Raw genomic sequence first — 13,680 nt, forward strand, 5'->3', positions numbered from 1 at the left:
CCTGCCTCACGGGACTGCGTTCGCCGACAAAGAAAAAAGGAGTCCGCCTGTGGCTATTCGCTATGGCAAAGGGCTGATAGGAGGTGCGGTTGTCGTCGCCCTTCTGGCCCTGCTGGTCCACTGGATTGGCATCAACACGATCCAATATTACCGCGACGATTTGTTGTTTTACCTGCAAGCTCATCTGATTCTCGTCCTCGTTTCCATGCTGGCCGCCCTTGTTGTGGGCATCCCCGCCGGCATCTTCCTCAGCCGCCCGACCATGGTGGGCCGCGCTGAACGCTTCATGCAGATCTTCAACATCGGCAACACCGTGCCGCCTCTCGCCGTACTCGCCATCGCCCTGGGTATTCTGGGCATCGGCAGTGGCCCCGCGATCTTCGCCCTGTTCCTCGCCTCGTTGTTGCCGATCGTGCGCAACACCTATGAAGGCCTGAAAAACGTTCAAGGTTCGCTCAAGGAAGCGGCCGTCGGCATCGGCATGACGCCCACTCAAGTGTTGTGGCGAGTCGAAATGCCAAACGCGGTGCCGATCATCATGGGCGGCGTGCGCGTCGCCCTGGCGATCAACGTCGGTACCGCACCGCTGGCGTTCCTGATTGGCGCCAACAGCCTGGGCAGCCTGATTTTCCCCGGCATCGCCCTGAACAATCAGCCGCAACTGCTGCTCGGCGCGGCCTGCACCGCCCTGCTGGCCTTGCTGCTCGACGGCCTGGTGACACTCGCCAGCCGCCTCTGGCTCGAACGCGGCCTGCGCCCGTCTTAAGCCTCGGCAAAGGAATAATCATGAAGAAATCAAGCTTTTTACTAGGCTGCGTTCTGCTGCTCGCAGGATTTGCCCAAGCCGCTGAAAAACCAGTGATCCGCATCGGCGCCCGGGTGTTCACCGAACAAACCCTGCTGGCGGAAATCACCTCCCAATACCTGCGCACCAAGGGTTACGACACCCAGGTGACGGGCGGTCTGGGCAGCAACCTGGCCCGCAGCGCCCACGAAAGTGGCCAGTTGGACCTGATGTGGGAATACACCGGCGTGTCGCTGGTGGCTTACAACCACATCACTGAAAAACTCGACAGCGCTCAGTCCTACGCCAAGGTTAAAGAACTCGACGCGAAAAAAGGCCTGATCTGGCTCACCCCGTCGAAATTCAGCAACACCTACGCCCTCGCCCTGCCGGAAAACACCGCGAAGGCTTACCCGCAGATCAACACCATCAGCGAGCTGAACTCGGTGATGCAGGCTGAGGCGAAAACCAATCATCTGGTGGCGCTGGATACCGAGTTCGCCAACCGCTCCGATGGTCTGGATGGCATGGTCGACCTCTACGGCATGAACCTGACCCGCAACAACATCCGCCAGATGGACGCCGGGCTGGTCTACACCGCCCTGCGTAACGGCCAGGTGTTTGCCGGTCTGGTGTACACCACCGACGGCCGACTGAACGCGTTCAAGCTCAAGTTGCTGGAAGACGACAAGCACTACTTCCCGGACTACACCGCCGCGCCGGTGGTGCGTCAGGTTTACCTCGACGCCCATCCGAAACTCGCCGAAGAACTCAAGCCGCTGGCCGAACTGTTCGACGACGCCACCATGCGCCAGCTCAATGCGCGGGTCGATGTCGATCACGAAAGCCCTTCATCCGTTGCCGCAGATTTCCTGCGCCAGCACCCCATCAACTGAGGAGGAAAAGCCATGGAATTTTTGAACGCCTTTTCCCATCTCGACTGGCCGCTGGTGCTGCACCTGACCTGGCAACACATCACCCTGGTCGGCATTGCCGTGACACTGGCGATTCTGGTCGGTGTCCCGCTGGGCATCCTGATGACGCGTTTCCCGACGCTCGCCGGTCCTTTGCAGGCCAGCGCCACGGTGCTGCTGACCGTGCCGTCGATTGCGCTGTTCGGCCTGCTGCTGCCGTTCTACTCCAAGTTCGGCCAGGGCCTGGGCCCGATGCCGGCGATCACCGCGGTGTTTTTGTATTCGCTGCTACCGATCATGCGTAACACCTACCTCGCCCTGACCGGTGTCGAACCGGGCATTCGCGAAGCCGCACGCGGCATCGGCATGACCTTCGGCCAGCGCCTGCGCATGGTTGAACTGCCAATCGCCGTGCCGGTGATCCTCGCCGGCGTGCGCACCGCCGTGGTCATGAACATTGGTGTCATGACCATCGCTGCGACCATCGGCGCCGGTGGCCTCGGTGTACTCATTCTCGCTTCCATCAGCCGCAGCGACATGTCGATGCTGATCGTCGGCGCCGTGCTGGTCAGCCTCCTGGCCATCTTCGCCGACCTGCTTCTGCAATGGCTGCAACGCTCGCTGACTCCAAAAGGACTCCTGAAATGATCGAACTTCAAAACCTCAGCAAGACCTTCCAAAGCAACGGCAAAGATGTGAAAGCCGTGGACTCGGTAAGCCTGACCGTCAATGAAGGCGAGATCTGCGTGTTCCTTGGGCCATCGGGTTGCGGCAAAAGCACCACGCTGAAGATGATCAACCGCTTGATCAAGCCGACCTCGGGCAAAATCCTGATCAACGGCGAGGACACCACTGACCTCGACGCCGTCACCCTGCGTCGTAACATCGGTTATGTGATCCAGCAGATCGGTCTGTTCCCGAACATGACCATCGAGGAAAACATCACCATCGTTCCGCGCCTGCTGGGCTGGGACAAACAGAAATGCCACGACCGTGCCCGCGAGTTGATGAGCATGATCAAGCTCGAACCCAAGCAGTACCTGAATCGCTATCCGCGTGAGTTATCGGGCGGTCAGCAGCAGCGGATCGGTGTGATTCGTGCCTTGGCGGCAGATGCACCGCTGCTGTTGATGGACGAACCGTTCGGCGCGGTCGACCCGATCAACCGCGAGATGATCCAGAACGAGTTCTTCGAGATGCAGCGTGCGCTGAACAAGACCGTGATCATGGTCAGCCACGACATCGACGAGGCGATCAAACTGGGGGACAAGATTGCGATCTTCCGGGCGGGCAAACTGCTGCAGATCGACCACCCGGATACCTTGCTCGCGCACCCGGCGGATGACTTTGTCAGCAACTTCGTTGGTCAGGACAGCACGCTCAAGCGTCTGTTGCTGGTCAAAGCCGAGGACGCGGCGGACAACGCGCCGTCGGTGAGCCCTGAGACGCCGGTGGCCGAAGCCCTGGAGCTGATGGACGAACTGGACCGCCGTTATGTTGTGGTCACTTGCGCTGAAAACAAAGCACTGGGATACGTGCGTCGTCGCGACCTCCACCGTCAGACCGGCACTTGCGCGCAATACCTGCGCGAGTTCAACGCTACCGCGGCGTATGACGAGCATTTGCGCATTCTGCTGTCGCGTATGTACGAGTTCAATCGCTCGTGGTTGCCGGTGATGGATGCCGAGCGGGTGTTCCTGGGTGAAGTGACGCAGGAATCGATTGCCGAATACCTGAGTTCCGGCAAGTCCCGTGGCGGCAAGACCAGCATTGTTTCGCCAGCCGAGACTGCGGCCGCCTGATTGAAACTGTAGGAGCGAGCTTGCTCGCGATGGACCTGAGAGCGCCGCGCTTATTCAGAAAGCACGCGTTATCGTCAGCCTCCATCGCGAGCAAGCTCGCTCCTACAGGCACCTAAAATCCCTCTCCAACGGGAACATCACACTGTCATGCAGGTCGGTTACATCAGTAGCTGTCCGGGACCGCACGACGGATGCGTGCAAAAACGCGACATTTTTTGTTGATCTCAAGCCCCTCACGCCCTAAAGTTCGCGCCGAACGTCCATGCTGGAAACGATCCATCCGGCTCAAGTACTGACGACGAGACAGCAAGGCCAAGGGAAAGCACCGCTTCCCATGGCCTTTTTGCTTTCGGCGACATGCCTTGGGAAGTAGGCGAACCAAAGTGGGGATACGGAGGACGTTCATTTGCACCCATTGTTAATTTCAGTTTGCCAGTAGGAGTTCCCAGCATGTCGATCAACGTCGAAGACTATTTCGCGCGCGATACCTTCAACAAAATGAAGGCCTTCGCCGACAAACAAGAAACCCCGTTCGTGGTGATCGACACCGCGATGATCAGCCAGGCCTATGACGACCTGCGCGCCGGTTTCGAATTCGCCAAGGTCTACTACGCGGTCAAGGCCAACCCGGCCGTCGAAATCATCGACCTGCTCAAAGAAAAAGGCTCGAACTTCGACATCGCCTCGATCTACGAGCTCGACAAAGTAATGAACCAGGGCGTCGGCCCGGATCGCATCAGCTACGGCAACACCATCAAGAAATCCAAGGACATTCGCTACTTCTACGAGAAGGGCGTGCGTCTGTATGCCACCGACTCCGAAGCCGACCTGCGCAACATCGCCAAGGCTGCACCGGGTTCGAAAGTCTACGTGCGCATCCTCACCGAAGGCTCGACCACCGCTGACTGGCCTTTGTCGCGCAAATTCGGCTGCCAGACCGACATGGCCATGGACCTGCTGATCCTCGCCCGCGACCTGGGCCTGGTGCCTTACGGCATCTCGTTCCACGTCGGTTCGCAGCAGCGCGACATCAGCGTTTGGGACGCGGCGATTGCCAAGGTCAAAGTGATCTTCGAACGCCTGAAAGAAGAAGACGGCATCCACCTGAAGCTGATCAACATGGGCGGCGGCTTCCCGGCCAACTACATCACCCGCACCAACAGCCTGGAAACCTACGCGGAAGAAATCATCCGTTTCCTCAAGGAAGACTTCGGTGATGACCTGCCGGAAATCATCCTCGAGCCAGGCCGTTCGTTGATCGCCAACGCCGGCATCCTGGTCAGCGAAGTGGTGTTGGTCGCGCGTAAATCCCGTACCGCCGTCGAGCGATGGGTGTACACGGATGTGGGCAAATTCTCCGGCCTGATCGAAACCATGGATGAAGCCATCAAGTTCCCGATCTGGACCGAGAAGAAAGGCGAGATGGAAGAAGTCGTCATCGCCGGCCCAACCTGCGACAGCGCCGACATCATGTACGAAAACTACAAGTACGGCCTGCCGCTGAACCTGGCGATTGGTGATCGTTTGTACTGGCTGTCGACCGGTGCGTACACCACCAGTTATAGCGCGGTTGAGTTCAACGGCTTCCCGCCGCTGAAATCGTTCTACGTGTAAACGCTACACGCGCAATGCAAAAAGCCCATGACATGTCATGGGCTTTTTTGTGCCTGAGGTCCACGTCCTGCTCTTTGTAGGAGCGAGCTTGCTCGCGAAGAACGTTAACGATAACGCGTTTTTCCTGAACAAACGCGTTGCCCTCAAGTTCTTCGCGAGCAAGCTCGCTCCTACAGGGGGGTGTGCTCAAGTTCGGCGGTGCGTTGGGAATATTCAGTCGCCAAGGCGCGAATCTGCGGGTTCGGCGCGTCTAGCAGCGCCTCACTCGCCACCCGCAGGAAATTCAGATTCCCACCGGCCAGTGCCTTGCGCAACCAGTCCAGCGCCTCGTCGATTTTCCCCTCGCCAGCCAGCACCGCGGCATAGCTGAACTGCCCCCGAAAATCCCCACCGACCGCCGAGCGCCGATACCAGTCGCGCGCAGCCTGTGGATCCGCCGGGCAAAACTGGCCTTCTTCCAGATAACGCCCCAGCAGGTTCATCGACTTCGCGTGGCCCAGTTCTGCGGCGCGGCGATAGAGGTTCAGCGCTTGCGGCTGATTCTCGCTCCCTCCGCGACCGGTCGCCAGCAGGTTGGCGCAGTTGTACATCGCCCAATCCAGACCGGCGTCGGCGGCGATTTGATAATGCCGTGCGGCGACCGAAGCATTGGCAGCGCAGCCCCACCCATGTTCATGACAACGACCGAGCATGTTGCGCGCCATCAGATGCCCGCCGTGGGCGGCAATTTCAAACCAACGCATGGCCAGTGGCTGATCCTGTTCGATACCCTGCCCGTCCAGCAGGATCTGCCCGAGCAAGGCCTGAGCATCGAGCACGCCTTCCCGAGCAGCGATCAGTATTGCCTGAGCCGCCCGCGCGGGACTTTCGTCGAGCATGGCTTTGAGACGATCGCCATCGAGGACTTCCTCACGGCGTAGTTGATAACTCATACCTCGACCCAGCGGCGCAACAGGTTGTGATAGGTGCCCGTGAGGCGGATCAGTGAAGGATGGTCGGGCATGTCCTGTGTCAGCTGTTGAATCGCCCCATCCATCTCGAACAGCAACGCGCGCTGGCTGTCTTCACGCACCAGGCTTTGAGTCCAGAAGAACGAGGCATATCGAGTGCCGCGCGTCACGGCATTGACCTTGTGCAGACTGGTGCCGGGATACAAGACCATATCGCCGGCGGGCAGCTTCACCTGTTGGGTGCTGAAGGTGTCCTGGATTTCCAGTTCGCCACCGTCGTAGTCCTCAGGCTCGCTGAAGAACAGGGTCGCCGACAGGTCAGTGCGGACCCGCTCGATGCTGCCCTTGGGCTGACGCACAGCATTATCAATATGGAAATCGAAACTGCCACCCGCCGTGTAACAGTTCAGCAACGGAGGAAAGACTTTGTGCGGTAATGCGGCGGACATGAACAGTGGGTTTTTCCACAGCCGCTCAAGCATCGCCGCGCCCACTTCCTTGGCCAGTGGATGACCTTCAGGCAGCTGTAAATTGTGCTTGGCTTTGGCCGACTGAAAGCCGGCGGTGATCTTGCCATCCGCCCAATCGGCCTGCTCCAGGGCCTCACGAATGCGCTGCACTTCTTCTTTTGCGAACACGCCGGGGATGTGCAGCAGCATGGGAAGGACACCTGGAAGCAAAGGGGCGCCAATGGTATTGATTCTTATTGCCTGTGTAAAACCCTGTGACGAATGAATCATCAAAAACCGTAAGGCTAAATTGTAAAGAATGTAAATTCAGTGCAAATAGCAAAGTTTCGCAATTGATACAAATACGTGTTTACCCTATATTCCGCGGCCTCAAATCCTTGGGGAGGGGAATTCAAATGTCACGCCAACAACCACAATTACCTGTCAGCTCACCGCGCTTGCTTGCCTCTGCGATTGGCATGGCGATCACCGCCGGTTCGGCAGGCCAAATGGTTTTCGCGGCCGAAAAGACCGACGAAAAAGCACCGGGCAATGCCATTTCCCTGGACGCTACCAGCGTTGTTGGCGAGCAAGCCGATACCTCCTACAAGACCGACATCTCGGCTTCCAAGAAGTACACCGCGCCGCTGCGCGAAACGCCAAAAACCGTCACTGTGATCCCGCAACAAGTGATCCGCGACACCGGCGCCACTAGTCTGGTTGATGCACTGCGCACCACCCCGGGTATCACCTTCGGGGCTGGCGAAGGCGGCAACCCGGCGGGCGATCGTCCGATCATTCGCGGCTTCAACGCTGAAAGTGATGTGTTCGTCGACGGCATGCGTGATCCAGCGTCGCAAAGCCGCGAGATCTTCGACGTCGAATCGATCGAAGTCAGCAAAGGCCCGGGGTCGGCCTACACCGGCGCCGGGTCTACCGGTGGCAGCCTGAACCTCATCAGCAAAACCGCCAAACTGGGTAACTTCTACAACGGCGGCTTCACGTGGGGTTCGGATCAGACCAAGCGCACCACCCTCGATCTAAACCAGCAGATGACCGACACTTCGGCTTTCCGTCTGAACCTGATGAAGCACGAAGCTAACGTCGCTGGCCGTGACGCCGTGGACGTCAGCCGTTGGGGCGTGGCGCCCACCTTCGCCTTCGGCCTGGGCACCGACACCCGCCTGACCGTCGGCTACTACCACGTCGAAACCGATGACATGCCGGACTACGGCATCCCGCTGACCCTGAACCCCGCCCGCAGCAAGTACAACGTCGATAAACCTGTGGATGTCAACCGGGATAACTTCTACGGTCTGACCGGTCGCGACTTTCGCCAGACCTCAAACGACAGCGGCACCATCAAGATCGAACACGATCTGAATGACGACCTGACCGTTTCCAACAGTTTCCGCATGTCCCGTTCGACCCTCGACTACATTGTCACCAACCCGGACGACAGCAAGGGTAACGTCGCCCTTGGCAGCGTGTATCGCGGCGCGAAAAGCCGTAACTCAACGTCCAGCGGCTGGGTCAACCAGACCGACCTGAACGCCAAGTTCAACACCGGAGGCATCGAGCACAGCCTGGTCACCGGCCTTGAGTTTTCCTATCAAGACACCCACAACCGCCCGTACATCCTGACCTCGACCGCCAGCGGCACCCGGTGCAACACCGCCCTATTCACCTCCGGCGACTGCACCAGTCTGCAAAACCCGACGCCTGGGGATAACTGGATCGGCTCGATCACCGACAGCGCCGCGTTCACCGACACCGACACTAAAACCGCTGCGGCCTATGTGTTCGACACGCTGAAGTTCAACGAGCAATGGTCGCTGAACCTGGGCCTGCGTTACGACAACTACCAGGTCACATCCAGCGGTCACGCTAACGCCAGCGGCACAACGCCAGCGAACGACTTCTCCCGTGAGAACACCAGCGACCTGGTCAACTACCAGATCGGCGTGGTCTACAACCCGTTGCCTAACGGCAGTGTCTACGCGGCCTACTCCACTTCCAGCAACCCGTCCGGTGAAACCAGCGGCAACGGCGGCCTGGAGCTGGCGGCGAACAACAGCGATCTGGACCCGGAAAAGAACCGCAACTACGAGATCGGTACCAAGTGGGACTTCTTCGGTGACGACCTGTCGCTGACCGCCGCACTGTTCCGCACCGAGAAAACCAACGCACGTATCAACGATCCGGATGGCGCCACTACTCAAGTGCTGGATGGCGAGCAGCGCGTGAACGGTCTGGAACTGTCCTACTCCGGTAAGCTGACCCATAACTGGAGAGTCTTCGGCGGCTACACCTACATGGAAAGCGAAGTGGTCAAAACCACCCTCGCCGTCGATGAAGGCAACCACATGCCGAGCACCCCACGGAACAACTTCACCTTGTGGTCGACTTATGACCTGGTGCCGGACAAGTTCACCGTCGGCGCGGGTGCCACGTTCGTCGATTCGCAGTTCGGCAACGTCGCCAACTCGGTGGAGATCCCGTCCTACTGGCGTTACGACGCAATGGCCAGCTACGCCCTGACCAAGAACGTCGACCTGCAACTCAACGTGCAGAACCTGACCGACAAGCGTTACTTCGACCAGGTGTTCCAGACGCACTACGCCCATGTGGCAGCGGGTCGTACCGCCCTGCTGAGCGCCAACTTCCACTTCTGATTGCCAGTCACACCGCAATCCCTGTAGGAGCGAGCTTGCTCGCGATGGTCGTCAACGATGACGCGGAAAGCCTGATACTCCGTGTGGTTCTCTAGTTTTTCGCGAGCAAGCTCGCTCCTACAACAGCAAGGCCCCGTTCATCTCCATGAACGGGGCTTTTGTGCGTAAAAAAGAATGTTTCTCGACAACCCACGGCATAATGCGCGCCGTGATGACTATTTACGAACGGACAAGGCGAGTGACGTGTTGAAGAAAACCCTGTTCCAGTTGCACTGGTTTTTTGGCATCAGCGCCGGGCTGGTCCTGGCCTTGATGGGCATCACCGGGGCGACGGTATCGTTTCAGGATGAAATCCTGAGCGTTCTGAACCCTTCGGTATTGCAGGTCGAGAAGCAGGTGGCCGGCGTCCTTCCGCCCGCCGAACTGGTCGAACGCATCGAAGCGGCATCCGGCAAAAAAGTCTCGATGCTGAGTGTCGAGACCGACAGCGGCGCTGCAGCCAAGGTGTTCTTCACGCCGCCGCCGGGCGAGCGTCGTGGGCAGATGCGTTACTTCAATCCGTACACGGCCGAGTTCATGGGCGACGCCACCGGCCAGGACTTTTTCGGCCTGATGCTGCAACTGCACCGCTTCCTCGCCATGGGCGATACCGGTCGGCAGATCACCGGCGCCTGCACGCTGATTCTGCTGTTCTTCTGCCTGTCCGGCCTGTACCTGCGCTGGCCGCGTCAGTGGAACAGCTGGCGCGCCTGGCTGACCGTCGACTGGAAGAAAAAGGGCCGCAGCTTTAACTGGGATTTGCACTCCGTGGCCGGCACCTGGTGCCTGGTTTTTTACCTGCTGGCGGCAGTGACCGGGTTGTCCTGGTCCTATGAATGGTTCAACAAGGGCCTGACCCATTTGCTCTCCGACGCACCGCAAAACGAGCGTGTTCGGGGCGGTCGCGGTCCTGCGCCAAGTGGTCCCGCACCGACTGCCGATTACGCGGCGATGTGGAGCAGCATCTACAGCGCTGCCGGTCCGGCGCTCAGCGCCTACAACATCCGCATGCCGCCCGTGGCCGGCCAACCCGCCACGGTGTTCTATCTATTGAACTCGTCGCCTCACGACCGTGCGCTGAACCAGATCACCCTCGACCCGGTCACCGGTATCGTCAAACGGCATGACCGTTACAGCGACAAAAGCTTCAAGGCACAACTGCTGACCAGCCTCTATGCACTGCATGTGGGCAGTTACTTCGGCATCGTCGGACGGATCATCTTGACGATCAGCGCGCTAACGATGCCGCTGTTTTTCATCACCGGCTGGCTGCTGTACCTCGATCGTCGTCGCAAGAAAAAACACATCAAGGACGCCCGCAAAGGTCTCACGCAATCGGGCAGCGATGCACCGGCGTGGCTGATCGGCTTCGCCAGCCAGAGCGGTTTTGCCGAGCAACTGGCGTGGCAGACGGCCGGGCAATTGCAGGCGGCCGGGTGGCCGGTGAAGGTTCAGCCGCTGGCGACGGTCAGCGAGCAGGATCTGTGTGACTCCAGCAATGCGCTGTTCGTGGTCAGTACCTTTGGCGACGGCGAAGCGCCGGACAGCGCCCGAAGGTTCGAACGCAACGTGCTGAACCAGGCGTTGAGCCTCGACCGCCTGAACTATGCGGTGCTTGGCCTCGGTGATCGCCAGTATCAACACTTCTGCGGTTTCGCCCGACGTTTGCACACCTGGTTGGGCGAACACGGTGGCAAGACCTTGTTTGCCCCGGTGGAAGTCGACGGCGGCGACCCTTACGCCTTGCGTCACTGGCAGCAGCAACTGGGTCTACTGACCGGACAGGCGCCTGTGGACACCTGGCAAGCACCCAGCTACGACAACTGGACACTGACCCACCGCGAATGGCTCAACCCTGACAGCGCGGGTTCGGCGGTGTATTTGCTGGGCCTCACCGCCCCCACCACCAGCAGCTGGCTGGCGGGTGATCTGGTGGAAGTCTTGCCGCGCAATAGTCCTGGGGCGATGGAGCATTTCCTCGATGGCCTGGGCATTGACGGTCGGGCCACTGTGGTTATCGAGGGACTGACGCAACCGCTGGCGCAAGCCCTCGCCAGTCGGCAACTGTCCGAGAATCGCGCTCATTTGGTCGGCTTGCACGCGCAAGCGCTGGTGGATGCGTTGGTGCCTTTGGCCGCCCGCGAATACTCCATCGCCTCGATTGCCGCCGACGGTGTTCTCGAACTGATCGTGCGTCAGGAACGGCATCCCGATGGCAACCTGGGCGTCGGTTCCGGTTGGCTGACCGAACATGTGCCGGTAGGAGCCACCATCAGCCTGCGCGTGCGGCGCAACAGTGGTTTCCATCTGCCGGCCGAGCCCGTGCCGATGATCCTGTTGGGCAACGGCACCGGGCTGGCAGGTCTGCGCAGCCTGCTCAAGGCGCGGATTGCCGATGGGCAGCAACGGCATTGGTTGCTGTTCGGTGAGCGCAATCGCGAGCACGACTACCTGTGCCGCGATGAGCTTGAAGAATGGTTGATTTCAGGGGATCTGGAGCGACTGGACCTGGCGTTCTCGCGGGATCAGGCCGAAAAAATTTACGTGCAGGATCGTTTGCGGGAGTCGGCCGATGAGTTGAAAAAATGGCTGGCCGACGGCGCCGTGATTTACATCTGCGGCAGCTTGCAGGGGATGGCTTCAGGGGTGGATCACGTGCTCAACCAAGTGCTCGGCATTGAAGCGGTCGACCGGCTGATCGAACAGGGCCGCTATCGCCGCGACGTCTACTGAATACACACATCCCCCTGTAGGAGCGAGCTTGCTCGCGATGGTGTGTCAGTCGACACAACGGTGCCTGACCCACCTTCGCGAGCAAGCTCGCTCCTACACCGGCGACAACTTCTGCTCAAACACCCCAACCCCATCCAGGTCCCGCAACACCACACTCATCTCCCCCGTCTGCCCGTCAATGTTCACCTCGCCAAAAAACTGAAACCCGGCAAACGGCGAGGTGTTCTGCGCTGGGGGTGCTTTCTCGAACACCACCTCAGGCCCAAAGGTTTTATCCAACGGATCAGGCCCAAAGCTCCCCGCATTCAGTGGCCCGGCGACAAACTCCCAGAACGGTTCGAAGTCCTGAAACGCAGCCCGGTCCGGATGGTAATGATGCGCCGCGCAGTAATGCACATCTGCTGTCAGGAACACGAAATTGCGCACCTGCTGCGCCCGCAGGAATCCCAGCAATTCAGCGATTTCCAGCTCACGCCCTTGCGCCGGCCCCGGATCGCCGTTGGCCACGGCTTCCCATCGCGCCACCCCGGGGCTGACTTCGCCATCCGGGACGCCGAGGCCGATGGGCATGTCGGCGGCGATGACTTTCCACTGAGCGCTGGAGGCTTGCAACGAAGCCTTCAGCCAGTCCAGTTGTTCACGACCGAGAAAGGGTTTTACATCGCCGAGATTGTCATCATTGGCGCCGCGATAACTGCGCATGTCGAGGACAAATACATCGAGCAGCGGCCCATAACCGATCTGGCGATAAATCCGCCCGCCCCCGTCGCCGCTTTGCAAACGCATCGGTGCATATTCGAGCCAGGCCTGACGCGCGCACCCCACCAGGCTGTGGATATCTTTGCTCTGGTAGCGCCCATCCAGCTGCTTGCCCGGCGACCAGTTGTTCACCACTTCGTGGTCGTCCCATTGCCAGATCTGCGGCACTTCGGCGTTGAAGCGACGGATGTTTTCGTCCATCAGGTTGTAGCGATAATTGCCGCGAAACTCGTCAACGGTTTCGGCGACTTTGCTCTTGGCTTCGGTGGTGATGTTGCGCCACACGCGACCGTTTTCGGTGGTCAGTTGCGCGGGCACCGGGCTATCGGCGTAGATGGTGTCGCCGCTGTGGATAAAGAAGTCCGGCAGGCGCAGGCGCATGGCTTCGTAGATGCGCATGCCACCGATGTCCGGGTTGATGCCGAAGCCCTGGCCGACGGTGTCGCCACTCCAGACAAAACGGATGTCACGGCGGGTGTGCGGCACACTGCGTAAGTGGCCAAACCAGGGCTCGCTGGCGGTACCGCTCTGGGCGTCTTCGAACCGTACGCGGTAGAAAATCGCCTGATCGGCGGGCAGGCCGGTGAGTTCAACCCGGGCGGTGAAATCCGTAGTGGCGTCGGCCAATGACGAGACAAAACGACGAGGGTTGCTGAACAGACTGCGGGTGTCCCACTCCACCACCATCCGCGCCGGACGGTCGCAGCGGCTCCAGACCATCGCCCGGTCACCCAGCACGTCGCCGGACTGCACGCCATCGGTGAGTTGCGGCCGATCCTTGACCGAAGCAATCACCGCCGGCGCCAGACCAGGCAACAACAGCCCGGCACCGACGACTTGCAAGACACGACGGCGACCGAGGTCGAATTCGCTCATGGTGCTCTCCCTGAAAAGGAAAACTAAAGCATGCCCGCATGACCCCGGCGTGACACACAAATCCACTCATGCCGCATGTCCCTGT

The 13,680-nt window shown here is 59.8% G+C and carries 10 protein-coding genes; 7 read left to right on the forward strand and 3 right to left on the reverse strand.

What is annotated here, in order from left to right:
• The first annotated feature begins 49 nt into the window (after positions 1–49).
• The 5 genes from JFU37_RS08675 to JFU37_RS08695 all read left to right on the forward strand — a co-directional run bounded on the left by JFU37_RS08675 (position 50) and on the right by JFU37_RS08695 (position 5,114).
• On the forward strand, positions 50–766 hold the full coding sequence (locus tag JFU37_RS08675; RefSeq protein WP_201114911.1) for an ABC transporter permease subunit: 717 nt from the start codon (positions 50–52) through the stop codon (positions 764–766).
• Positions 767–786: 20 nt separating this feature from the next.
• Positions 787–1,680, forward strand: coding sequence for a glycine betaine ABC transporter substrate-binding protein (locus tag JFU37_RS08680; protein WP_201114912.1), 894 nt, complete (start codon positions 787–789; stop codon positions 1,678–1,680).
• A gap of 12 nt (positions 1,681–1,692) precedes the next feature.
• Positions 1,693–2,346, forward strand: coding sequence for an ABC transporter permease (locus tag JFU37_RS08685; protein ID WP_130203926.1), 654 nt, complete (start codon positions 1,693–1,695; stop codon positions 2,344–2,346).
• Positions 2,343–3,500, forward strand: coding sequence for an osmoprotectant ABC transporter ATP-binding protein OsmV (locus JFU37_RS08690; protein ID WP_201114913.1), 1,158 nt, complete (start codon positions 2,343–2,345; stop codon positions 3,498–3,500). Before JFU37_RS08685 ends, JFU37_RS08690 begins: the two co-directional genes overlap by 4 nt.
• Before the next feature lie 450 nt (positions 3,501–3,950).
• Positions 3,951–5,114: a type III PLP-dependent enzyme gene (locus JFU37_RS08695; RefSeq protein WP_027924486.1), complete on the forward strand. Its 1,164-nt coding sequence runs from the start codon at positions 3,951–3,953 to the stop codon at positions 5,112–5,114.
• Positions 5,115–5,284: 170 nt separating this feature from the next.
• Here JFU37_RS08695 and JFU37_RS08700 read toward each other — a convergent pair whose 3' ends face one another.
• On the reverse strand, positions 5,285–6,046 hold the full coding sequence (locus JFU37_RS08700) for a tetratricopeptide repeat protein (RefSeq protein WP_201114914.1): 762 nt from the start codon (positions 6,044–6,046) through the stop codon (positions 5,285–5,287).
• Complete coding sequence (locus tag JFU37_RS08705; RefSeq protein WP_201114915.1) at positions 6,043–6,723, reverse strand: Fe2+-dependent dioxygenase; 681 nt, start codon at positions 6,721–6,723, stop codon at positions 6,043–6,045. The genes JFU37_RS08700 and JFU37_RS08705 overlap by 4 nt, the downstream gene beginning before the upstream one ends.
• A 206-nt stretch (positions 6,724–6,929) precedes the next feature.
• Between JFU37_RS08705 and JFU37_RS08710 the strand changes: the two genes are divergently transcribed.
• Both JFU37_RS08710 and JFU37_RS08715 read left to right on the forward strand, forming a co-directional pair.
• Positions 6,930–9,188 (forward strand): TonB-dependent receptor, encoded by a 2,259-nt coding sequence (locus JFU37_RS08710; protein WP_201114916.1) that lies wholly within the window; start codon positions 6,930–6,932, stop codon positions 9,186–9,188.
• 243 nt (positions 9,189–9,431) lie between these two features.
• The gene (locus JFU37_RS08715) at positions 9,432–11,960 is read left to right on the forward strand and encodes a PepSY domain-containing protein (protein ID WP_201114917.1); all 2,529 of its coding nucleotides are present in this window, start codon (positions 9,432–9,434) and stop codon (positions 11,958–11,960) included.
• Positions 11,961–12,053: 93 nt separating this feature from the next.
• Here the strand turns inward: JFU37_RS08715 and JFU37_RS08720 are convergent, their stop codons facing one another.
• A complete protein-coding gene (locus tag JFU37_RS08720; protein WP_201114918.1) occupies positions 12,054–13,595 on the reverse strand; it encodes an alkaline phosphatase D family protein in 1,542 nt (513 codons plus the stop codon).
• Between the last annotated feature and the right edge of the window lie 85 nt (positions 13,596–13,680).

The sequence above is a fragment of the Pseudomonas sp. TH41 genome (assembly GCF_016650695.1).
Classification (GTDB): domain Bacteria; phylum Pseudomonadota; class Gammaproteobacteria; order Pseudomonadales; family Pseudomonadaceae; genus Aquipseudomonas.